The organism is Pseudomonas sp. CGJS7, assembly GCF_036961695.1.
Genome location: NZ_JBAMDI010000104.1, coordinates 15,069 through 39,700, shown reverse-complemented (window position 1 = coordinate 39,700; position 24,632 = coordinate 15,069). Strand labels below are relative to the sequence as shown.

The window sequence follows — 24,632 nt, the reverse complement described above, 5'->3', positions numbered from 1 at the left end:
CGAGCTCATCTGCGTACGCAGCAGCGCGTTGCCGCTGAGGTACGAGTAGCCGGTCGGCAGCGCCGGAGCGTTGGTGGTGTTGTAGAACAGCTTGAGCAGATCGCGCAGGGCCGGAGCCTTGGTGCTGCCGTTGCCGCTGTAGTAGGCGTTGATATAGGTCACCGCGACGATCGGATACGCGCCGGAGATCGGAGCCGAGGAGCTGACCAGCTTCAGGCAGTTCTTCTGCGCGGTGGTGCCGCTGCCCGGGACCGCGGCGGTGGCGGCGCCGTTGAGCACCAGGCCCTGCTGGATGCTGGCCGGCAGGATGTTCAGCGAAGCCGGCATGGTGGTCGGGTTGAAGCCGTCGACCAGGGCGTACTTGGCCGACTGGTTGACCACTTCGGCGACGTCGGCGTAGCCGGCGGCGTCGGCGGTGGTCTTGACGGTCGAAACCACGTTGTTGTTGCCGGTGGCGGCGGTCCAGCCCCACGCGCCCGGGACCAGGGTCGGGTCGGCCGGATCCTGCGCGCCCATCGCCGCGGCGAAGTTCTGGTTCGGGCTGAAGCTGGTGCCGTAAGCGGTGTTGCACTTGGCAGTCAGGAAGCTGGTGAAGGCGAAGGTGGTGCCGCTGCCGTCCTTGCGGTAGACGATCTTGATCGCGTTCGCCGGCAGGCTGGCGTTGACCTGCGACCACAGGGTGAACTGGCGGCCGTAGATCTTGCAGACCTGCTCTGTGGTCAGCGCCAGCGGCTGCAGGCCGGCCGGCACGTTGGTTTCGTTGTACGGGATGGCGATGGCGCCGGCCAGGGTCGGGATCTGCACGATCGCGCCGCGGGTGGCGGACATGTTGGTGTTGAAGGTGTTGTAGTCGGCGGTGCTGATCGGCGAGTCGCTGCCGATGAAGTCGGTGACCGGATCGTTGGAGGTGAAGCCGGTGATGTCCTTGCTGGCGGTGGCGTTATCGAAGCACTGGCCGTTGGCGAAGATGCCGTTCTGGTTCAGCACGTTCTTGCCCATGCCGCTGCCGGTCTGGCAGTAGGACACTTTGTTGCTGGTCAAGCTGGCGTACTTGGAGAACACCGGCACCAGCGTGCCGGTCGAGTTGCCCAGGCCGGCGGCTTGGTAGGCGGTGACGCTCGGCAGCATGCCGGCCGAACGCGACAGGCGAGCCTTCGGCGTGGTCGAGTTGTACAGATCGCCGACATAAGCCGGCGCCGGGAAGGTGGCGCCGCCACCGTACAGGTCGACCGCGGCGGCCGAACCGGCGGCGGCGAAAGCGACAGTGGCGATGGCGAGACGGGACAGCGTGAGCATGTTGCGATGCACGTGACTTCTCCTGAAGGGTATGTGGCGTGTATCCGACTAAATCCGTTTTTGCTCGATTGAATTGCGTCCATGACTGATGTTTCGACGCCACGCAATACTCGCCCCCGTGTGTTCCATGACGACGACCAGGGAGATACACATTTGTTACTCCAGAAACACAGTTGAAGCGTGTTTGGTTTCGCTGTTTTTCCAGCCAATCTCAACGCATCGCGGATTCTTTCGGATCGTATTCGGCGCGATATCCATTCGATGCGCGATTTGTAATGTCAGCGCACGCTGGGTCTAGCGAAGTCACGCGATTGACGTGTCCTTGCTCGCTGCGAATGGGTGTTGAATTTTGGTTTGCGCATGCGCACGCCCACCGTGCGGCGCGATCCGTTAGTTCGTTGGCGATGAGTGTTTTCGTGAGATCGCCACTGGCGCGATCCGATTCGGGATGCGGTCGGCGCGACTCGGCGATGGCGACGGTCGGCGACTGGGTGTCGTCGGCCGAACGGCTCTAGCTGGCCGATGAGGGTGAGATCAAAATGGATTCCGGCTTTCGCCGGAATGACGGGGTGAGGCTTGCGCGGCGCTGGGTTGCCTGCGCGGTGGGGATAGTCAGACTGCTTGAGCGTCGCCGGCGGAACGGCGGCGGCCACCGATCAGCGCGCAACCCGCACGCCAGCGCGTACCCCACACTCCCTCATTCACGCCAACGCGCAACCCACACGCCGTCATTCCGGCGAAAGCCGGAACCCATTTTGATTTTGCTTCGACCAGAGGGTTGCGCGGCGCTGGGTTGCCTGCGCGGTGGGGATAGTCAGACTGCTTGAGCGTCGCCTGCGGAACGGCCGCGGCCACCGATCAGCGCGCAACCCGCACGCCAGCGCGTAACCCACACTCCGTCATTCACGCCAACGCGCAACCCACACCCCGTCATTCCGGCGAAAGCCGGAACCCATTTTGATTTTGCTTCGACCACGTGGATTGCGCACTGACGGGTGAGTTGCGCGACGGCAGTTGAGTTGCGCGCCGTTGGAACGCGCGGCAGCCGCAGCCGCCGCGCGCGTGCTGTCGATTACGGCGGCGGTACGTTCATGCACGAGGTGTCGCCGAGCGTGCAGCGGCCGAAGCCGATCACTTGCACCGAGATGATCGCCGGGGTCTCGCGCAGCGATGCGGCCGGACGTTTCTCGGCCATCGCTTCGGCCGCGGCGTTGACGCCCGAGCTGGCGTTGGAAGCCGCCGACAGCGCGCCGGTGTCGACGCCGCGCGCGACCGGGATGCCGAGCGAATCGCCGTCGACCTGGATGTTGTCGGCGTTGGCCACGCTCTGCGCGGCGACGATCAGGTTGCCGGCGATGCGGATGCCCGCGTCGCCCGCGTCGATGGTGCCGCGCGGGGCGACCAGCACCGCGTCGCCGGGCTTGGCGCCGGGCGCGGTCTGCAAGGTGGCGATGCCGGCGCCGCTGACCAGGCCGCGCGCGTCGATGCGGCAGTTATGGTCGTCGTCGCAGAAGTAGCGCACCGGCGGTTTGTCCGAAGAGGTCTTGGCGCCCTTGCCGGCGTTGATGTCGCCGTTGGAGCTCCAGATGGTCAGATCGCCGCCGCCCTGGGTGAACACCCGGCTCTGCGCCAACAGCACGCTGCCGTCGGTGAAGATGCCGATGTCGCCCACGTCCAGGGTCAGGATGCCCTGCTGGTTCGGCCCCACCCGCACCGTGCCGCCGGAATCGATCACCGTCGGCGGCGCGCCGACGCTGCCGACCAGCACGTCGCCGCCGGGACCGAGGATGCGGATGTCGCCGCCGCGCTCGGTCTGCACGGTCGAGCCGCGCATGTCCAGTCGGCCGGTCGCGACCGGCTTGTCGGCGCCGTTGCTGCCGCCTTCGAGCTGATTGGCGGTGTAGCCCAACTGCGCCGGGAACAAGGTGTTGATCGCGCGATAACCGTCGACGTATTTGCCGAAGTTGGGACTGTTGCGGTCCTGGGTGTCGCGGCCGGCGCGCTTGAGCACGTCGAGGAAGACGCGGTCGACCAGCAACTGACGCACGTTCTGCGGCTGCGCCTGGAACGCTTGCCAGGCCTGTTGCGCGTCCGCCGCCGAAGCCGGCGCCGCGGCCGAGCCCTGGCGATCGCGCTGATCGGCGTCGATCCGGGCCATGAACTGCACCAGCCAATCGCGGTACGGCGCGGCCTCGGCGTTGGCCGGATCCAGATAACGGCCGGCGAAATCCGCGGTGGCCAGTCCCGGGCCGACGCCGAAGCGCAGGACCAGATCGGCGCCTTCGAAGGCCAGCCCGGCGTTGTTGCGATTGCCGATGGTGCGGATGCCGCCGGCATCGGGGTTGTTGCGGTTGAGGATTTCGTAGGCTTCGTTGGCCGAGGTCAAGCGGCCTAGATCGCGGCCGGCCTGGACCTCGAACGTGCCCTGCCCGCCCAGTTCCATCCACGCCGCGGCGTTTTGCAGCGGCCCGCTGTTGTAACGCGTCTTCAACGGCCGATTGAACAGATCGCGGCCGGCGGCGATGCGGGTGGTGTCGGAGGCGCGGAAGTTCTGGCCGCGGAAATTCAAATCCACGATGTCGCGGCCGGCGAGGATCGTCGCCGGCTTGGCCACTTCCACGCCGAGCGCGTTGAGGCTGACGCCGTCGATCTGCAGACCGCCGACGATGTCGCGGCCGGCGTAGATCCGCACCGGTTCGGCGTCGTCGCGATGCAGATTGCCGAGTTGGGTGCGGCCGACCCGGAACTGCAGATTCGCGTTCGGGCCGAAGTCGATCGTGCCCATGCCCTCGCCAGGAAGCCTGGTCAGTTGGTTGACCGGCGACGGCATCCACGAAGGATCGAAGTCGAGCATCCGCCACTGCTGATTGACCGTGGAGAACACCGGCGAGAACAGCGCCAGATCGCCGCCGGCCAGCAAGCTGAGCTGGCCGCTGGCGCTGGGGAACAACTGCTCGCCCGACTGCAGGCTCAGGTCGCCGTTGGGCGCGCTCAGCGACACCCGGCCCGGCAGCACCCGCGCGAACACCGGCGTCAGCCCGACCTCGTAGGGCGCGTTGGCGCGGAACAGGTTGCGCGACAGGCCGTAGCTGTACAGCGCTTCGCTGAAGCTGACGCTGCCGAAGCTCAGATCGCCGGCCACCGACATCGCCTGCAGCGAGGCGTTGTCGCCGTAGCGCTGCGAGTCGGACGGACCGATCAGATCGGTGCGCAGATACGAGGGATTGAGCACCTGCCCGATCTCCACGTCCTGCGCGCCGACCACCCGCCATTGCGCGTCCTGCATCGCCAGCACCGGCGCCACCGGCGTGCTCAGTTCCAGGGTCTCGGCAAAACGCGCGGCGCGCGCATTGAGCTGAAACGCCGAGCCGATGCGGCCGCCGGCGCTGAGCGAGCCCTCGCCCTTGGCGACGAAGAAATCGCCGCCGAGCACGTCGCGGCCGGCGTCCACGCGCAGGTCGCCGCCGCCGAAGCTGCGGGTGCCGCCCTGGCCGTCGCTGACCCAGGTGGTCGGCAGCGACACCGACAATTCGGTGATGTCGCGGCCGGCCTGGATCGAGACATTGCCGCCGACGCTGAGCAAGCCCTGGGCGAAACCGCCGAAGTTGATCGAGCTGGACTGCACGGTGCGATCGTCGCGGACGTTGCCGGTCTGCATCCACGGCCACCAGTACTGGCCGAGATAGGTGCCGGGCTTGCCGCTGCGGGTGCCGGCGGCATCGTCGTAGATCTCGCGTTCGCCGACGATGTCGCGGCCGGCGCGCAGCAGCAGATTGCCGGCGGCTTCGGGATTGACCGGGCCGGTCTGGATCAGATCCGGCAGCACCTGCGAGCCGCGATCGGTGGCGATGATCTGCCACGACGAAGACGCCGTGGTCCCCGCGGCCGGCGTGCCGGCGGTGTAGACGCTGGCCGGCGCGGCCTGGTCGGCGAAGCGGATGTCCTGCGCGGCCGCCAGTTCGATGCTGCCGGTGCCGGTGCGCAGCACGTTGGGCACCGGTAAGGTCCGCAGATTGCCCAGGCCGTCGATGCTGGTGACGGTGGTGTGGCCGTCGAACACGATGTTGCCGGCCGCGGCCTGCGCGCGCAGCGCGTTCGGCGCGGCGCTGGCGAGGTCGGCGCCGGCGATCAGGCGCCAGCTGCTGCTGTCGCCCGCGGTCAAGGTGCGGCTGGCGAAAGGAATGCGGTCGCCGTCGCGTTGCGCCTGCAGGCTCGGGCTGCGGTCGGCCGGCGGCGGCAGCGGAATCAGTGCGCCGAGCATCGGCAGCAGCGGTTTCTGGCTGTCGTCGATCAGCACCGAGCTGTCGCCGCTGGCGAACATCTGCACGACGTGGCTGCGGTATCGCTCCAGATACGAGCCTTCGGTCGGCTTGCCGTCTTCGCGCAGCTTGCCGTATTCCACCGGCGTGTTCGCCGGCGTCGGCGACGCTTGCGGAACCTCGCCGGCGTAATCGGCCATGATCTTGAGCGCGTCGAGCAGGCTCAGCGGCGAGCCCCACAACGCTTCCAGTTCCGCATCGTTGGCGGTCAGCAACTTCACCAGTTCGTCGTACTGGCCATAGTACTGGGCGATCTGCTCGGCATCGCCGCTGCCGATCTGTTCGGGCACGCCGAGATAGCGACCGAGGCTGTATTCGGGCCCGTAACGTTCGGTGTACTCGGCCGACACCGCGCCGTAGCGCAAGCTGCTGCCGGCGTAATCGCCGCTCAGCGGTTGGCCGCTGCCGATGAAGCGGGCGAAGCCGTCCGACAGACTGGCCTTGACCACTATGTCGCCCTTGGCGCGCAGGCTCAGCACCGGCGCGGCGCCGTTGTAGCGGAAGTCGAGCTGACCGAGCTGGCCGGAATTGAGGTTCCAGTTGGTCAGCACCTGGATCGAACCGTCGCCCTCGCCGCCCGGATTGCGCAGTTCGATGCCGGGCCGGGCGCGGAACTTGGCGATGCCGTCGAAACGCCCGCCGAAGGCGAAGCCGGGGTTCTGCACGAAGCCCATCAGCGTGCCGGGCGATTGCGCGCCGGCTTCATCGGTGCGGTAGCCGTAGAAGCGCTGGTGCGCGGCGTTGCTTTGGCCGGCGTCGGGAGTGAAGTAATGGCGGTTGAGGTAGTCGGCCAGTTGCTCGCGGGTCGGCGGGCGCAACTCGGCGCCGGTGAAGTCCTGCCATTTGCCGCTGACCATCTCGCCGTTGGATTGGAACCAGCCGGCCGGATCGATCAGGCCGTCGAAGTGTTGGTCCGGCGACGCCGAGGCATCGTCGGTGCTCCACACCGCGTAGGCTTCCAGACCGACTTCGCGCGCACCGACCAGGCTGCGCGGATCGGCGATGTCCACGCGCACGTCGCCATCGCTCAACAACGGCGCACGCAGGTCGATGCGGCCGCCCGACAAGCCGCCGGCGCTGCCGCCGGACACGTCGAGCAAGGCCTTGGCGCCGATCGACAGCGCGCCGGAATCGGCGCGGTCCACCAGTTGGTAACCGTGGGTGTCGTGCAATCGGCCGTTGCCCTGCGCGCCGACGCCGAGGCTGATGTCGCCGCCGCGGCGTTTGGAATCGCTGCCGCGCGCCAGCAGCTGGCCGTCGACGCTCAGCTCGCGCCGCGCCCACAGCTCAATCTGGCCGCCGCTGACGCCGGACGCGTCGATGCGGCCGTCGATACGCACCGCGCCGTCGCGTTCGCCGTCGGCGATCAGGCTGACCTGACGCGCGCGCAGCGTGTTGCCTTCGCTCAAATGCAATTCGCCGCCACGGGTGCGCACCGCCACCCGCTGGTCGATGCCGCCAGCGTTCAAGCGCTGGGCCAGCGCGTCCAGGTCGAGCGCGCGGCCGGCGTCGAGCTCGACGCTGCCGCCCACGCCCTTGGGCGTACCGCCGCGCAGCGCGCCGGCCAATTCGATCGCGCCCTGGGCCGCGTCCACCCGCAAGCGCCCGGCGTCGCCGCCGGCCGGCGCGGAGAAATCCAGCACTGCACCTTCGGCGAGGTTCACCGAACCTTGGGTCGCGGCCAATTCGATGCGGCCGGCCGGGGCCAGGATGCGTTGATCGAACAGAGTCTTGTCCAGCCCCGACACGTCCACCAACGCGCCGTTGCCCAGGCGCACGTCGCCGCGCTCGGCGCGCAGGACGATGCGGCCGGAATTGGCGCGCAGCAGACCGTCGCCTTCGATGCTGGCGCCGCTGAGGGTCAGCGCGCCGCCCTGCGGCCGCGCCTGCGGCGCATTGCCGGGGCCGCGCAGCACCCGCAGTTCGGCGCCGCTGCGCAGCGCGCCGTCGGCACCGGCTTCGGCCTGGATCACCGGCGCCTGCAAGCTCAGGCTGGCGCCACCGACATCGAAGCTGCCCTTGCCGCGCACCGAGATCGCTTCGCTGGCCTGCGCGCGCACCTGGCCGAAGCCGGCCACCGTGGCTTCGCCGCCGGCGAAAACCACTTCGCGGCCGCTCAGATTCAGCGCGCCGGCACCGGCGGATTCGCTGGCGATCCGGGTGCCGAGATCGTTGGACAGACTCAAGGCATCCGCGCGCAAGCTCACCTGCGAGCCGTCGCCGACGAACGAAGCCGCGCTCAGCGCCAAGGCTTGAGCGACCTCCACATCGACCGCGCCGTGGAATTCCATCCGCCCGTAGCTGCGCAAGCCGATGCGTTGCGCGCGGTCGAATTGCGCCAAGGTGGCGCGGCCGATCACGAAACCGTCGAGCTCGCCGCTGTCGGCACCCTCGCCCACGAACGCGATCAAACCGCTGTTGGCTTGAATGTCGCGGCCGCCGAGCGAAACGCTGGAATCGACCAAGGTATTGCGCGCCGCATCCAGGGTCAGCGACGCGCCGCCGTCCACGTTGGCGCCCGCGCCGATCCTGAGCTCGCCGCGCGCCTGCGCCAGCGGCGGCAGGTTGCGCCGCTGCACCAGCGCGGGGCCGGCGTTGGACACGCGCAACAGCGCGCCCTCGCCGCTGCGTCCGCCGCTGCCGTTGGCCGCCGGCGCCTCGCCGATCAGCAAGGTCTGACCGCTGGCGCCGCCGAGCGCGCCGTCGGCGCGCAACACCGCGCCCTCGCCCACCTGCACGCTCTGGTTGGCGGCGAGCAGGATTTCCGGACCGCGCAAGGCGCTGGCCGCATCGTTGTCGAGCCAGACGCTGTCGGCGCGGGTGTCGATGGATACGCCGTCGGTGCGCGCGTGACGCACGCCGCCGATCAGCAAGCTGGCCGCGCCGAGGCGGTTGAGCCCGGCCACGTCGAGCTGCACCGCGCCTTCGCGCAGCGGTTGGTTCTGGCCGCGGATCTGGATCGCCTGCGCGGCGATGTCGACCTGCGCGGCGCGGCCGCCGGCGGCGGCGTTGGCGTTGAGGCCGGCGCCCAGTTCCAGCGAACGCAGCGCGCTCAGCGCCAGTTGGCCGCCGTCGCGCGGCAGCGGCGGCACGGCTTCGTTGCGGCCGGCCGCGCGTTTGCTGAAGTAGTCGTTGGCGCCGACGGTCTGGTACTGCGAGTACAGGCCCCAGGTCTGGCGCGACTGCACTTCGAAACGGGTGCTGCGGGCTTCGCGCGCGCCGCTCAGCGCATCGACGTAATAACCCGAGACCAGCGCGGTGCCGTCGGCCGCGGTCAGATTGTTCTGCGCCTGCGCATCGCGGCCGCTGCGGCTTTCGACCACCCGGAACGCACCCGGCAGCGTCGCGTACTTGCCCGGCAGCAGCGTGTAAACGCCGTCGGCCAGACCGGGCACGCCCGACAGATACACCGACTTGCCCGCCATACCGCCGCCGTCGGCCGAGCTGAAGTTCGGATCGGCCGCGGCCAGCGGCGATTGCGCGCCGGGCAGGATCGCGTAGACCTCGCGGCCGTCGGCGTACAGCGGCGACGGCTGCGCGCTGCCGGAGGCGTAGCTGGTGTTGTAAGTCGACAGCACATCGCGGCTGCCGCCGGTGCCGGGCACCCATTCGGCCGCCTGCAAATCGCCGCCGCCGGACAGGTCGATATTGGCGCCGGGCGCCAGCGACAGCGCGGCCGCATCCAGGCGCACTTGTTTCTGCGGCGGCGCGGCCAGGTCGGTGTCGAGCGCATTGGCCTTCCACTGCAAGCCGTCGACGGTGCTGCCGTAAGGCACGATGCGCCCGTCCAGCGACACCGAGGTCAGGCTGCCCGCGCGCAGCTCGACCCGTTCGGTCGCGGTGAGCTTGACGTTGTTGAACGCCGCCAAGGTATCGGCATCGTTCGGATTGGCCGCGCCCAGCACCAGGCTGCCGCCGGGCGCGCGCAACACGCCGCCCTGCTCGATCGTGCTGGCGTCCAGCAGCAGACTGCCGCCGGCCGACAGCGGCGTCGGCGCCGCCGCGCCGTTGCCGGCGATGCGGATGCGGGTGGCTTCGCGGCGGCCGCTGGCGCGGTCCAGCGCGCCGAGCGCGCGGATCATGAAGCGCTCGCCGGTGGCCGGATACAACTGCGCGGCGCTGAAATCCAGATCGCCGCCGGTGAGCAGTTCGCCCGGCGTCTCGCGCACGCCGCCGGCGGAGCTGTAACTGCGGAACTGGCTGGGCGTGTAGAAACGAATGTCGCCGCGGCTGCGGAAATCGCCCAGGCCGAAGTTGTCCAGGCGCACCCGCCCGCCGAAGTCGATGAAGCCCGCGTCCACGCGCAAGCTCGCATCGCCCGGCGCGGTCGGGTCGGCCAAAGCGGTGCCGCCGGCGCCGGCGATCAGGCCGTTGAAGGCGACGTACTGCGCGGACAGATGCACCTGCGGCGCGGCCTGCGCGGCGGCGCCGGGCAAGGCGCGGAAGGCGTAGCCGCTGGCGTTCATGGTCAGCGCGCGGGCCAGCGACAGCTCCACATTGCCTTCGAACACCACCGGGATGAACGGGTCGGCGTTGATCTGGCCCAGTTGCAGCGTGTCCACGCCGCTGCCCTGCAAACGTTCGGCCGACAGGTACAGGCGGCCGGACGGCGTGGCCTCGGTTTCGATCCGCTCGCCCGGTGCGGCGCTTGCGGGCAACGGCGCGGCCTGCTGACGCAATACGATCTCGCGCGCGATCAAATCCTGGCGGCCGCCGTTCGGCCCGCTGTTGTCGGTGCGCGAAGCGCGCAAGCCCTGCACCGTCACGCTGCCGCCGCGCGCCTGCGCGTCGCCGCCGTGGGCCTGGATGCTGCCGTCGAAATACAGGCCGGCGCCGGCGCCCAGGCGCAAGCTGCCGGCGTCGCTCCAGACCTGGGTCGGCGCGAACGGCGCCGTGCCCAGACGGTTGCTGCCGCTGTCCAGATCCAACTGCGCCGAAGCGCCGGACAGGTTCAAGCGCGCGCCCTGCTCGACCACCACGTAGCCGCTGTTGTTGCTCAGGGTGATGCTGCCGCCGTCGAGCACCTCGCCCACCCGCGGCACGCTGCCGTCCGCCAGCGGCCGCTGCAAACCGTCGAGCCGGGCGATGCCGGAAACGTCCAGCGAGCTTTGCGCGCCGAGCCAGACCGATTTGTCGTCGGCCCAGTAACCGGCCGGATCGGCCGCGGGCGACAAACCGTTGCCGCCGGTGTCGCCGGAGATCTCGATCGAACCGGCGCGCGCGCTGACCGCGCCGAGCACGGTGACTTGTCCGCGCGAGCCCAGCCGCGCCTTGGCGCCGGTGTCGAGCTGCAGATGCGCGCCTTGTTCCAGGCGCAGCTCGTCGCGCATTTGCGCCAACTCCGGCCGCGCGTAGGCGCGGCCGACCGCGCCGCCGGCCTGGATCGACAGGTTGGCGGCCGGGCGGCGCGAATCGTCCAGGCGCCCGAACGCGCCGAAACCGCCGCCGAACAGATCGCTGCCGCTGCGCGCCTGGCGCAGCGTCGAAGCGTCGACGATGTAGTTGCGCTGCCACACCGGCACCTGCGCGCCGGCGGCGACCACCGCATCGAACTGCGATTGCAGATCGTAGGCGCCGAACTCGCCGCCGGCGAAGAAGCCGGCGTCCAGGCGCAGGTCGCGCGCGTCGGCGTTCGCGCCGGCCTTGCCGCCGATGTAAACGTCGCGCGCGCTCAGGCTGAGCTTGCCGCCGCCGCCGAGGTTATGCGCGATCAGCGAGGCCGCATCGAAACGCAACTGCCCGGCGTCGCCGATCGCGGCGTACGACGCCGCCGGCAGATTGACCTGCAGCGAGGCTTCCGCGCCTTGGTAAAGCTGCAAGGAAATATCGCCGCCGCGCCCGTCCGGGCGGCCGCCGCGGCTGGACAGGCTGCCGTCGGCGAGGATGCGGCCGCCGCCGGAAACGTCCAGTTGCGCGCCGGAGGCGATCTGGATCGAACCGGTGGCGTCGCGCAATTGGCCGTCGACGCTGGCGATCTGCTGACGCGTGGACAAGGCGATGCGGCCGCCATTGATGTAAGCGCCGCCGCGTTGCGCATCGGCCAGCGCGCCGAAATCGTTGACCCATTCGCCGCGCGCCAGCAAGCGCGCGCCGGCGCCGATGCGGATGTCGCTCAGTTCGCTCGACCGCTGCGAGTACACCGTGCCGCTGGCGTTGAGCTCGATCGCGCCGGCCGGCGCGTCCAGGGTGCCGTCCACGCGCAGTTGGCGCCCGGTCAATGCGATGCGGCCGCCGGGCTGCATCCGCAGTTGCGCGTCGGCATCGACCTGGATCACTGCGAACGGATCGTTGAGCTGCAACTGGGCGAAGCCCGCGTTCTCGATCCAACCGGCGGACAGCTGGGTCTCGCGCAGGCCGTCCGCGTCCTTCCGCGCCTGCGGCAAGCTGTCGAATTTGCTGTCCACGGCGAAATCCGCGGGCACGTCCAACGGCGCGGCCGCGCCGATCGACCAGCGGGTGAACTCATGGCCGCCGGTGTTGGCGACCGACAGCGAGCCTCCCTTGGCCGGCTCGCCGTTCTTGATCTGGTAACGCCCGGACTCGGCGCGCGCGCTGACGTTGCCGGCCAACACCAAACCGGCATCGAGCGGCGGGAAACCGGTCTCGGCCAACACCTTCACGTTGAGCGAACCGGCGTCGCCGCCGTGCAGGTAATCGGACTCGTAACGGCGGCCGTAGGAAGAGAACGGCGAAAAGTACTGCTCCTTCACGCCCCAGCGCTGGTGATCCAGGGTGTAGTCGCCGGCGAAACCGCGATAGGAGATGTTCGGATCCGCATCGGCGAGGTCGTACAAGCGCCCGTCCATGCCGACCAGACGCCGGCTGGCGATGGTGCCGCCGAGGTAATGCACGTAACCGCCGTCCAGATTGAGCGACGAACCGCCGCGCACCACGACTTCGCGCCCGGTCAGATTCAGCGTGCCGCCGTCGATCAGCATCTGCTCGATGGTGCGCGGCACTTGATCGGCGTAACCGGCGGCATTGAGCAGCGGGCTGCCGACCCAGGCGCGGCCGTCTTCGGTCACGCCCTTGTCGCGCACATCGATATCGAGTTTGGCGCGGTACAAACCGCCGCCGCGCAACAGCGGCGAATCGGCCAGTTCGTTCTCGCCAACGCGCTTGATGGTGACGATGTTGTCGGAGATCGGCCGTTGCACATCGGCCAGACCGGCCAGATCGATCGTCGCGCCCGGATCGACCTGGATCCGCGAAATGCCGCCGACCGCGCCCGGGCCGCGATACAGCGCCAGCCCGACCACGTCGAGCGTGGCGCCGGGCATCAGCACCAGCGAGTTCTCCTGGAACCGCACCTGGGCGCCGGCCAGCAACGCGCTCGGCGGCTTGAACGCCTGCTCGGAGCTGCGCGCCGAGGAGGTGGTCTCGCCGTCGCGCTCCGGCGCGATGGTGGTGACCGAACCGGAACCGAAATTCAGTGTGCCGCCGACGCGGTCGCTCAACACGCCTTCGCTGCCGCCGCCCTGGGTGAAGTTGAGCGCGGTGATGGCGATGTGGCCGGGCCGGCTGATGCTGGTGGTGGTGCCGACGAAACCGTCCTGGCGAATGCGCTCGCCGACCAAGGTCACATCGCCGCGGGTCGAAGCGATCACCCCGGAATTGTCGAGCCGGCCATAACCGAGCGCGGCCGGATCGACCCCGGCGCCGCTGCCGTAGCCGCGATAATCCAAGGTCAGATTGTTGCCGCTGAGATTGTTGGCCAGCAGCGTGTCGGCGCCGTAACTCGCGCCGAGCACCGCGGCCAATTGCGCCTGCCCGTCCTTGGCCTGGACCGTGCCGGCGTTGGACACGTTGGGCGCGGCGATCAACGAGAAACCGCCGGCCGCGGTCTTGACCTGGGCGCCTGCCTCGATCCGGATATCGCCCGGCCGCGCCGGTTTGGCGCCGGTGTTGGCGTACGACTCGCCCAACTCGGAGGTCAGCAGGAACGCGGTCGCGTCCGGGCTGGCCTGCTGCAGGCCGCGCTGGATGAAGGCGCGGTTGCTGGCGGCGGTGTTGTTGTTGAACAGGTTCAACGAAGAGGCGATCAGCGAACGGGTGTTGACCTGACTGGTGCCGCCGAACACCACGCCGTTGCGGTTGAGCAAGTAGACGCTGCCCTCGGCCTTGATCTGGCCGAAGATCTGGCTAGGCCGGCCGCTGGGATCGTCGATCCGGTTGAGCGCGATCCAGTCGTTGGCGCCGCTGGCCTGAGTACCGGCGCGCTGGTCGAAATGGACCGTGGTGCGGCGGCCGACATTGAAGCTTTCCCAGCTCAGAATCGCCTTCTTCTGGGTCTGTTCGACGGTGACGGTGACGTTGCCGCCGGCATCGTTGCTCTGGGTCGGGCCCTTGGCGCCCAGCCACAGCTTGGACTGGTTCAAACGCGGATCGTCGACGCTGATCGCGCCGGGTTCGATCCGCACGCCGGCGGCGATCTTGAGCCCGCCCTCGGCGAGCCCGTCGGGAATCTGCTGCGCCACCGCCGAAGCCGCCGCCGCGGCGCGCGCGGCCACCTGGGTCGCATCCAGCGCCGCGCGCACCCGCGCGGCCTGAGCGAACGCGGCCAGCGAACGCTGCGCCATCTGCTGCGCCTGCACCGACTGCAGGCCCTGCTGCTGGGCGGCGCGCGCGGCCTGCGCGGCCGGGTCGGCGCCGCGGCGCGCGAACGGATTGGGGTCGGCGTGAGCGCCGCCGCCGACCAGCGCCAGCGAGATCGCCGCGGTCAGCGCTAGCAAGCGCAGCCGGGCGGGCGCGGGACCTTGCGAATCGTTACCGGCGACGGGCTTGCGGGTCATGACGGCTTCCTTTGCGCGACCGCGGGGACGCGGCTTGGGCGTCGCAGCGAAGCGACGCGGTTGAGTGGGTGAACGCAAACGCGGAACTGCTTTGCTGCAAACACAACAACGAGCGATGCGCGACCGCGGCGACGGCGCGCGCGCGACTGCTTCAATTCGTCGGCGGCCGCGCCAGCGGCGGCGCCGGGAACGAACGCACGGGACGCTGCGGCGTCAGCGAATTGCCGTACTGATCGCCCAACCGCTGCCGCGTCGCCGCCGGTACCGCCAGGCCCTGCTCGATCGGCACCCTGCGCTCGCCCGGCGACTCGCTCACCGTGATCGGCGCGACCTTGTCGACCTCGGCCTTGAACGCATCGTTGACGCAGTCCCAGCGCCCCGCTTCGTCCTGGCCGATGCGCACCTGCACGCACGGCGGCGGCTGCGGTTTGGAGGCCGGCAGCATCCGCCGCTGCGCCGATGCGTTGACGACAACGCACGCCAGCACCGCCGCCCACGCCGCGCGCACCGCCAGCGCGCGCGAGTGCGCACGCTGGCTGGCGACGGCGCTAGCGCGCGGCGCGTCCATCATTCCGTCGCGGCGGCGGTACGCGCGGCTACATCGCCGCTACCGCATTGGCCGGCCTTGACGCGTTCGTCCTCAAGCCGGTTTTCCAGCTCGCGCACACGGTTCTCGCGCTCGACCTGGCCGATGCCGATCAGGCCCATGCGCTTGCCGCGCGCATACGCCGGATCGCGATACAACTGGGCCAGCTCCATACCGGTGCGGTACAGCGCATCGCTGCCGGCGGCGCAATCGGCGGCGCGCGCCTGGCTCGCCGCCAACTGCTGCGCCAGCTCGCCGCGCTCGCGCTCTTTCTGCTGCGCTTGCTGCGCCGCCTGCTCCTGCGCGCCGCGCCACTTCTGGGCGTCGGCACGCGCCTGCTCGGCCGAGGCCGAGGCCTGACCGAGCCGCTGCTGCAACGAGGCGATCTGCGCACCGTCGGCGGCCGGCGCCGGCTTGGCCGCCTGGGTCTTGAGCGCGTCGCGCTCGCGTTCGGCCGTGGCGACCAGCGCCTGCTGCTGCGCCAGCGCGGCCTCGGCCGCGCGCAGGCGGGTGGCGGTGTCGCGCAGCGCATCGCGCAGGCGGGTCTCGCTGGCGCTCTGCGCGTGCGCGGCGGACGCGGCGAACCACAAGGCCGCCAACAGCGGCGCGCTGCGCAGCGCGCCGTGGCGGATCGAAGCGATGGACAGGCTCATGCGCTGGGCTCCCGGCTCAGAATTGGGCGTTGAGGTCGAGTTGGACCACGTCGACCGAATACGGCTGGCCGGTCACTTCGTTGGCGCTGAGCCAACGCAGCCCCAGCCAGGTGTTGCGCGCCAGACCGAGCGAACCGCCGACGATGAAACCGCGCGCGTTGGTGCCGCCGAGGTGGAAATCCGAATCGGTGAACGCATCCGGCACCGCATCGGATTCGACCCGCTTGTAGCCGATGCTGGCGTTCCAGTCCCAGGCCTTGGCGATCTTCGGTTGGCCGACCAGCAAGTTGACGTAGTAGCCCATGTCGCCGCCGTCGAAAATCGCGGTGGTGTCGGCCGGGTCCAGATTCGGCTTGTAGTTGTTCAACGGGCCGAGCGCGCGGATCTTGGCGGCGTCGTACTTCAGGTTCTTGACCACGTCGGCCTCGAAAACGATCTTGACCGGATCGAAGCTGGCGATTTCCAGCGCGGCGTGCAGGTTGGCCACGCCGAACTCGCTGGCGTAACCGAAGTACTGCAACTGCGGGCCGTTCGGCGCGCCGGTGGCCGGCACGATGTTGCGGATCGCGAACGCGGTGTTGCCGAACTGCTGGAACTGCGGACGCGACAGGTCGGTATCGCACACGTCCTTGGAAGTCGGCGCCAGACACGGCGAAGAGAACTCGCCGTTGAGCCGGTCGAACAGGAAATAACCCAGGCCCAGCTTCAGCGACATGTCGTCGCTGAACGCCCAGTCGGCGCCGGCCTGCACGCCGTACAGCCACTTGTCGCGGCTGCTCTGCTTGTCCTGCTTCTGGGTCGAGCCGAAATCGAAGTCGGTGTTGAACACCGGGAACGCGCCGAGGTTGACGAACGACTTGAACGTCGGGCTGTGCTCGAACCGGGTCTGCACGGCGACGCCGTCGAAATTGAGGTCGTTGTCGAACAGCAGCTCGCTGGTCCAGAACGGATTGGCGGTGCGGCCGATGTCGGCGCTGAGCCAGTCGCTGGGCTTGAGCCGGATGTAGGCGCGATCCAGCCACAGCGAGTACTTGGACAAGTTGCCGCCGGCGCCGAGGGTCTGATTGGTCGACACCGGGCTGCGGTCGCTGCCGGTGGCCAGGCGCAGATCGGCCTCGACCCAGTCGGCGATCTGCGCGTGCATCCCTAAGCGCGCGCGCAAACGCATGCGGCCGCGATTTTTGGTGGTGTTGACGTACGGCACCGGGTTGGACGCCGGATCGGCGACGTCGTAGCCGCTGCCGCTGTTGAGCGCGGCGAAGTTGGGGAACTCGCGGTAGTTCTCGCCGTCGTTGAGCACGTCCTCGGCGCGCGCGCGCAGATCGCCGTAGAAGCTGATCCGCTGGGTCCATTCCGGCAACGCGCCCGGCGCCGCCCAGCCTTCGCTCTTGGCCTGCTGGGTGACTTCGGCGCGCAGTTCGTCCTTGATCTGCTGGCGCACCACCTCGGGGATGTACGGCACCACCACCGCGCCCGGCGCTGTTTGATACGCCGGCTGCGCGGCCACGCTGGCCGGCTTGGCCGCGGCGCTGGCGCTGGCTTCGGCGATCATGTCGTCGGCTTGCTCGCGGGTCATCACGCCCTTGGCCACCAACAAATCGATGAGCTTGAGGGTGACCTCCGGGCTGATCTTCGATGCGTCCACCGGCGGCGCGGCCAGCGCGGGCGCGGCGCACAGCGCGGTCAGCGCCAGGGTCAGGGCGCTGAGTACGAAGCGGCGATGGGTAGCGGTCGAAGCGGTCATGCGTTGAGTCCTGAATTGAAGAAGTTCCGGCGCTGCGCGCGCCATTCCAAGCAAGCAGTCCGGCCCGCTCATCCCGGCGACATCGCGCCGATGCGCAAGTTGATCGGTTGCGGCATGTCCGTCGGCGGCGCCTGCGGCAACGCGCGTCCCTGCAACGCCGCAACGATGGCCGCGTCCAGTTCGGCCTTGCCGGTGCCGGCGATCACCTGCGAGCGCTGGATCGTGCCGTCGGCGTTCAACCACATCGCCACCGTCGCGCTGTAGCGGCCCTTGCGGGTTTTCTCGCTCTGTTGCAGGTACTGCTGAACGGTGCGCTGGACCATCGCGGCATAACCCGCATACGGATTGCCGCCACCGCCCTTGCCGCCGATGCGGGTGCCGCCGCCACCGGTGCCGGCTTGCAGGCCGAACTCGTTATTGCCCGGCCCGGCGTCGGCGGTCAGCGGATCGCCGGGCGGTTCGGGCGAGTCTTCCTTGGGCGGCTCGATCGATTCGAACGGCGTGTTCTCGACCGGCTTGGGCTCGTCCTGCACTTTCTCCGGTTGCGGCGGAGGCGGCGGAGGGGGCGGCGGCGGCAGGATCACCTGGGTGATGCGCGGCGGCGTGCGCTTGGGCGCCGGCCGGTGGTCCTGCATCAGCGACCACACCAACCACGCGAGCACGGCGAACACGCCCAGCGCCCCGAGCACGCCGAGCGCGCGCGAGCGTTTGGACGGTCGGCCATAGCTGATGGGCTCGGGCATGCGCGTATCCGCCCGCTCAACCCGCGGCCTGGCGCTGCGACGCCAGTCCGATCGAGGAAATGCCCAGCTTGCTGCACAGGTCCAACACCGCCATGACCTTTTCGTACTGCACGGCGCGATCGCCGCGCAGGATCACCGGCAGCTCGGCGTCGTTGGCCAGCGCGTTGCGCAGTTGCTGTTCCAGCTCGCTCATGCTGACCGGCACCGCGTCGATGCTGATCTGGCCGGCGTTGTCGATGGCGATGACCTTGGTCTTGGGCTCCGACAAGGGCTGGCTGGCGCTGGCCTTGGGCAGATCGACCTTGATCCCCTGCACCGCCGCGGTGGTCATGATGATGAAGATCACCAGCAGCACGTACGCCAGATCCAGCATCGGCGTGATGTTGATGTCGTCGTAAGGCTTCTTGCCCTGCACCTTCACGGCAGCGTCTCCGTCGACACGCTGCGGGCCAGATGCGCGGGCAGCGGTGCGTCGCCGGCGTAATCCTCGGCGATGCGCTTTTCCAGTTCGTCGACGAACACCTGCATGTCCGCGCCGATGGCTTCGGTGCGGCTGAGCAGATAGTTGTAGCCGAACAGCGCCGGGATCGCGACGGCCAGCCCCGCCACCGTCGCCAGCAAGGCCGCGGCGATGCCGGGCGCGATCGCGTTGATGTTGACATCGCCGGCCGCGGCCACCGCGGCGAAGGTGATCATCACGCCGACCACGGTGCCGAGCAGGCCCAGGAACGGGCCGCCGGAGATGGCGATGGTCAGCAGCACCATCAGCTTGTTCAAGCGTTGGCCTTCGCGCACCGCGGCGGCGTCCAGCGCCGAGCGGATCGCGGCGATCGACTGCGGCCGCACCACCGAACGTCCGCCGCCGGCGGCGACGCGGTTGCGCAACTCATCCAGGCCGATCGCCAGCAAGCGCGCCAGATTCGACTTCTCGCCGTTGAGCGGCCCCTCGCCCTCGGCGCCCTTGACCCAGGCCAGATCGTGCAGCGGATACTCGCCGGCGTACTTGCGGAACGCGTGCAGGAAGCGCTCGTTGGCCTTGGCGGTGGTGTTGACGAACAGGCCCTTGCCGATCATCACCCACCACGAGATCGCGGCCATGAAGCCGAGGATCACGATCACGATCCAGGCGTCGACGGTGAGCGCGCTGAACAAGATGCCGAAGTAGTTGTGGCCGCCGTCGCCGGAGCGTTGCTCGACCGGCTGGAACGTCAGCAAACGCGCGTCCAGGCCCTGGCTGTGCGCGGCGGCCTGGATCAGGCCGACCGGACGCGCGGTCTTGGACAGTTGCAGCTCATCGATCAGGCCGATGAAGTTGGGCCGCGCCGCGGCCGCGTCGGTGGCGCGCTCGCCGCCGATGCTCAAACCGGCATTGGCCGCCGGCAACGCCGCGACGACTTCGCCGACCGGCGCGCCGTTGAGGTAGACGCTGAGTTTGTTGTCGGCCGCGCGCACCGCGACGTGCGCCCAGCCTTCGCCGGTGATCGGCGCGCCGGCGGAGGTGCGCAGCGGGCCGGCGGCGCCGGTGGTTTCGGCGTAGAGCACGCCGGACTCGATGCCGAGCGTCAGTGCGCCCGGCAGCGAGGCGATCACGCCGGTGACGTTGGCGCCGGTGGGCTTGATCCACGCCGACAAGGTCAACGGCTGCGCCGCGGCGAGATTGAGCGAGGACGATGCCGGCACGTTGACCGGCTGCTGGCCGTTCAACTGCAGGCCCGAACCGATCAACGCCGATTCGGCCAGGCTCAACGGCGCCTGCGCGTTGTTGGCGTAAGCGGTCTGGTCGTTGCCGGCCGCGCCCTGATTGGCGAAGTGGTAGACCGCGACGCTGTCGGCGTCGTAACTGCCCTTGGCGTCGCCGCCCGGGGTCGCTTCGGGGTTGCCGAAGTAGACATAGATCGAGGAAGCCGCATTGGCTTCCAGATTGGGCAGATCGACCCAGGCCAGCGCGACCTGATCGACCAGCCCGTCGTATTTTTCGAAGTGGTACTTCAGCGGCGTGCGGTCGTCGGCGGCGAGGAAACGCACGTCGCTGCCGTCTTCCTTGGCGTCGGCGAAATTGAAGTTGCCCGAATGCAGGCGCACCAGGATCTGCGCGCGCCCGCCCGGCTCGGCGACCGCGGCGCCGGCCGAGGTGGTGTTGAGATCGATCTTGGCCCGGTAATTCCATTTCCCGTCCCACCACGACGCCGCCGACACCGGCAGCGAGATCAGCGACAGGAACAAACAGGCCAGCAACACGCGCAATTGAGTCACGACACTTTCCCCAGAGGTTTTCGGTACGCCCCGCGCGAAGCGGAAGCGGCCATCCACGGCCGCGCCCAAGCGGCGCCGGCCGTTGCAGCGACTGCTTAGAACTCGCCCCACACCCGCACGCCGACTTCGACCGAATCGGGCTTGCGGTCCTTGCCGTTCGGGCTGGACAAGGGATGGGAGACGTCGATGGAGCCGTTCAAATGTCCGAACGCCTTGAGCGAAGCGCCGACGCCGGCGCTGACCAAGGTTTCGCTGCGCAGCTGATCGGGCAGCGGATCGTTGATGCGCGCGTAGCCGGCGTCGACGAACGCGCGCAGGCGCAGTTCCTGCAGCGCCGAGCCGAGCGAATCGGCGAACGAGGGCGTGCGCGCTTCCACGGTCGCCGCCCCGCCCATGTCGCCGAGCGCTTCGGATTCGTAGTAGCCGCGCACGCTGTCCAGGCCGCCGATGCTGAATTGCTCGTTGCTGATCAGCGGCTCGCCGGCGAATTGGGTTTGCAGGCGCAGCATCAGCTGCGCGTCGTTGGCGAACTTCCAGGTGTGCGAGCCGGAAGCGCGCAGATAGAAGAAGTTGGGCTGGGCCTGATAACGTTTGGCGTCGAACGCGGCGCGGCCGTCGCCGACCCCGCGCAGGTTGAACACCGCCGACAGCGCCAGATCGCTGACCGAATGCTCCTTCACCCAATCGGCGTTGTAGTTGACGCTGAGCGGGAAGTATTCGATCGGCACCGAACCGCGGTCGGCGCCCTGCACCAGCGCTTCGTTGAAATCCTTGTAGTCCACGCCCAGGCTGAGCGAGTGGAAGAACCCGGGGCGTGCGGCGAACGAGCGCATCAGGCGCAGACCGGCCAGGGTGCCGTTGCCGATGACGTTGAGATCGCCGACCACGGCGATGTCGCTCTTGCTGCGCACCGCGTATCCCAGCAGCGAGTACGGCGAACCGCCGAACCGGGCCAGGTACGAGGCCGAGAACACTTCGGCGTCCTCGCGCCGCTGCGGCGCGGTCTGCATCGACAGGCTGGCGCTGTGGCCGCGCTGCCACAGATTGTCGTAGCGCACGCTCGCGGCCAGGCGCTGATCGGTGGTGTTGGCGCTGTTGCGGTTGTTGAGTTCCAGCGAGCCGTGCAGCGGCAGCGAATCTTCGACGTTGAGATCCACATCGATCGTATTCGGCGTGGCGCCGGCCTTGATCTCCGGGGTCACCCGGCGATCGGGCAACTGATTCAACGCGGCGATATCGCGCTGCACGTCCTTGAAGTTGGGCACCTTGCCCGCGGCCAGCGACGGCGCCTGGCGTTCGATGTCGTCGGGCGAGAAATAGTCGGCGCCGTTGACCCGCAGGCGGCCGACTTTTTGTTCGTTGACCTGCAGCGTGATCAAGCCGGCCGATGCGTCCTGTTCCGGAATCGCCACGCTGACCGTGGGAAAGCCGCGCTGCTCGTACAAGGCCTGCAGCGCCGCGCGCGCGGCTTCCACGTCCTGCTCGCTGCGCTGCGGGCCCAGGTGCGGATACACCGCCTTCTCGATATCTATAGTGGCCAGTTGGGTGTTGCCCAGCACTTGATAAGCCATCACATCGAAACGCACCGGCGCCGCTGCGCCCTGCGTGTTCGAGGGAGTTTCCTGCGCGTGCAGGCCCGCCGGTCCGAGCAGAGTCAGACCAACGGCTGCGATGAGGCGTAGATGCATCGACCCGGAACCATCCCTGTTGCGCCGGCCCGGCGGTCGGGGTCGGCAGACGGCGCCACGTTAGGTGCGCTATGTGACGATGGTGGAACTACTGCATGACAAGGCACAGAAAGGAACACGAATTTGGTCACGCTGCTGTCAAGCGACGCGCTCGTTTGTCACAAGACGCGGCGATGACTTGAGAATTGCAGACGCGGTCGCGTGTCATCTCATCTGCGCATGAGCGGTATCACACAGGTGAGAAATGTCGCGCGTTGAAGTTGTGCGAGTCTGGCGATCGTCTCGGTGCGCGGTGATTCGGTCGGCGACGCGTCGATCCGATGCGCGCGACGTTGCGCGCGGTGCGATGCGTTCGAGTTTTTCGATATGCAACGACGCAGTACGCGAGCGGCTACGAAACCGTTCGCGCCAACGATGCGCAAGCGAAGATTGGCAGCACCGCGAATCGCTTGCCGATGCCGAGCGGTTGATGCGTTCGCAATCGAAAAGCGGATCGAACCTTGTCATGGGCGGCGACGGCAGCGCTTCGTCAGCGCTCTTGTGCGGCGGCTGGCGTTGAGAGAGGCAAGCGGCGGGCTCGGCGGCGCTGACATATCGCGGCAATCGATGCGACATCGGAATTGCGGGCCGCAGGCCTTATCGATTAGCAAGGCCGCGACCGCGCGCCTACAAGCCGTCGTTGCCCCCACGAGCCGTCGCCGTCGTTGCCCCTACAAGCCGTCGTGGTCCCTACGAGCCGCCGTTGTCCCTACAAGCCGTCATTCCCGCGAACGCGGGAATCCAGCGACTTTCGTGCAGTCGCATTCAAAGGCACTGGATTCCCGCGTTCGCGGGAATGACGGCTTTGGGGGTTCGTGGGAGCAACGGCTTTGGGGAAACTCGGGAACAACGGCTTGGGGGATTCGCAGGAATAACGGCTTCGGGGAAACACGAGCGTCGCCCTTGGCGAAGCACTTGCCCGGTCGCTACCGCTTACCGGGCATCCAACGCGACCGTTGCGGCCGCGTAGAAAGGCCGGCCGAATCGACCGGCCCTTGTCCCTATCCGGTCCCTGCCGCTCAGTTAGCCGCAGCCGCCGGCGCTGCCGCCTGCTGCTGAGCCAGCTCGGACAGCCGATCCAGATTGCGCATCGACAACAGGTGGGTGTAGATCAGGCCCAGCGCGCCGCTCTTGAACAGATCCACCGCCTGCTCATCGGTCAGCTGTTGCAGACGCTCCTCGGACACCACATGCACCCCGCCCAGCTCGCGCTGCGGCTCGCCTTCGCCGCCGAAACGGATCACCTGCTGATCCAGCAGGTTCAGTTCCTTGAGCTTGGCGGTGAACGAAGCGGTGCGCTTGAACTCGCCGTGCAGTTCCTGCAGGAAGCCCATCGCCCGGCCCAGGGTCTCGCCGTCTTCGCCGCTTTCGGTGAACAGCGCGTCGCCCTCTTGCTCCGACAAACCGTCGTAGGCCACATCGATGCAGACCGTGACCGTGCCGCTGTCGCGGTCCTCGGCCAGCATGAACGGGTACTGGCGCAGGAACGCCGGCACGTAGCCGCGCTTCCAACGCGCGTTCTCATCCACGTACAGATTCTGTTGATTGCGCAGCCCCACCACCACGGCCGGCAGGAAATCGCCGTTCTCCAACCGCGCGAACACGATCGCGTATTCGCCGGCGGCGTGCGGGAACTCGACCGTGGTCAGCGGCACCGAATTGAGCTCGGCGGCGAAACGGGCGTCGTGATGCGACGTGCGCAGGCGCAGGCGGCGGTGGGTGTGGCGGTTGAGCGGTACGACTTTGTCGTAGATCAGCATGGAGGTCCGATTCCTGGTGGCGGCCGCGCGGCGGTCCGGGCGGGTGCGGCGTTGAGGTGCGCGGCGGTGAAGATGCGCGATCCCGATGACAGTTACAAGCCGTGATCACCGTACTGACGACCCGGCGTGAACGCCACTTTCACTTGCACCGCCGCCTGTCAAAACTGTCATCACATCCCATCCCATATCGTGATTTCAGGCACACAAAACACAGGTGCCGGCGCGATTGGGGGAAAGACTTTGTTCAAAGTGTCACTGCGAGAGCACGCTCTGCTGAGCGTCCTGGTGGGGCTGCAGCGTGGGGTGCAACCGGAAACCAGCCATATGAAACACGCCTTGATCGAGGACGGCCTGGCCCTGAGCCACGACGGCCGGCTGAGCCTGTCCGACGCCGGAACCACGCTGCTGCAGGCCTTGCAGCACATGGTCTGGGCCGAGGTGGAGTCGTTGCAGCAGGTGCTGGCCAACAAGTCGTCGGCGCCCAGCGATGAGGTGTTGCGGATGAGCCGGCTGCCGGCTGCGCCGCGGGTGGAGTGACGGGCGGCTGCAGGCCGGCTTTCGCTCTCATCCCGTCGTTCCGCGGTCCTACCAGCGCGTCATGCCGCGGTCCTACCAGCACGTCATCCCTCGCTCCTACCAGAACGTCATCCCCGCGAAGGCGGGGATCCAGAGCCTTCAGAGCCATGTCGCGATGAAGCCCTGGATCCCCGCCTTCGCGGGGATGACGTTCTTGGGGATGACGTTCTTGGAGGACGACGT

General features: G+C 68.6%; 11 protein-coding genes. 1 reads left to right on the top strand and 10 read right to left on the bottom strand.

Annotation, left to right across the window (positions count from 1 at the left end; genetic code table 11):
* From V7787_RS39510 to V7787_RS39465, 10 genes are all read right to left on the bottom strand, one after another.
* Positions 1 to 1,308, bottom strand: a 1,308-nt coding sequence (locus V7787_RS39510; RefSeq protein ID WP_336093079.1) for a PstS family phosphate ABC transporter substrate-binding protein, incomplete at its 3' end; no start/stop codon positions are given.
* 1,060 nt (positions 1,309 to 2,368) lie between these two features.
* Entirely contained in the window at positions 2,369 to 14,407 is a 12,039-nt protein-coding gene (locus V7787_RS39505; protein WP_336093078.1) for a filamentous haemagglutinin family protein, read from the bottom strand.
* A gap of 151 nt (positions 14,408 to 14,558) precedes the next feature.
* Positions 14,559 to 14,975: a hypothetical protein gene (locus V7787_RS39500; RefSeq protein WP_336093076.1), complete on the bottom strand. Its 417-nt coding sequence runs from the start codon at positions 14,973 to 14,975 to the stop codon at positions 14,559 to 14,561.
* Positions 14,975 to 15,646: a hypothetical protein gene (locus V7787_RS39495; protein ID WP_336093074.1), complete on the bottom strand. Its 672-nt coding sequence runs from the start codon at positions 15,644 to 15,646 to the stop codon at positions 14,975 to 14,977. Before V7787_RS39495 ends, V7787_RS39500 begins: the two co-directional genes overlap by 1 nt.
* Positions 15,647 to 15,662: 16 nt before the next feature.
* Positions 15,663 to 17,390, bottom strand: a complete 1,728-nt coding sequence (locus V7787_RS39490) for a putative porin (RefSeq protein ID WP_336093073.1) — start codon at positions 17,388 to 17,390, stop codon at positions 15,663 to 15,665.
* A 68-nt stretch (positions 17,391 to 17,458) separates the two neighbouring features.
* A complete protein-coding gene (locus V7787_RS39485) occupies positions 17,459 to 18,133 on the bottom strand; it encodes a TonB family protein (RefSeq protein ID WP_336093071.1) in 675 nt (224 codons plus the stop codon).
* Between the two features lie 16 nt (positions 18,134 to 18,149).
* The gene (locus V7787_RS39480; RefSeq protein WP_336093070.1) at positions 18,150 to 18,554 is read right to left on the bottom strand and encodes an ExbD/TolR family protein; all 405 of its coding nucleotides are present in this window, start codon (positions 18,552 to 18,554) and stop codon (positions 18,150 to 18,152) included.
* Positions 18,551 to 20,386: a DUF2341 domain-containing protein gene (locus V7787_RS39475; protein WP_336093069.1), complete on the bottom strand. Its 1,836-nt coding sequence runs from the start codon at positions 20,384 to 20,386 to the stop codon at positions 18,551 to 18,553. Before V7787_RS39475 ends, V7787_RS39480 begins: the two co-directional genes overlap by 4 nt.
* A gap of 95 nt (positions 20,387 to 20,481) precedes the next feature.
* Entirely contained in the window at positions 20,482 to 22,074 is a 1,593-nt protein-coding gene (locus V7787_RS39470; RefSeq protein ID WP_336093067.1) for a ShlB/FhaC/HecB family hemolysin secretion/activation protein, read from the bottom strand.
* 1,058 nt (positions 22,075 to 23,132) lie between these two features.
* Positions 23,133 to 23,873 carry a SapC family protein gene (locus tag V7787_RS39465; RefSeq protein ID WP_336093066.1) on the bottom strand — a complete coding sequence of 247 codons (741 nt, stop codon included), beginning with the start codon at positions 23,871 to 23,873 and terminating at the stop codon, positions 23,133 to 23,135.
* Positions 23,874 to 24,197: 324 nt separating this feature from the next.
* On the opposite strand from V7787_RS39465, the gene V7787_RS39460 reads away from it, so the two are divergent.
* Positions 24,198 to 24,410, top strand: coding sequence for a hypothetical protein (locus V7787_RS39460; protein ID WP_336093064.1), 213 nt, complete (start codon positions 24,198 to 24,200; stop codon positions 24,408 to 24,410).
* Positions 24,411 to 24,632: the final 222 nt, after the last annotated feature.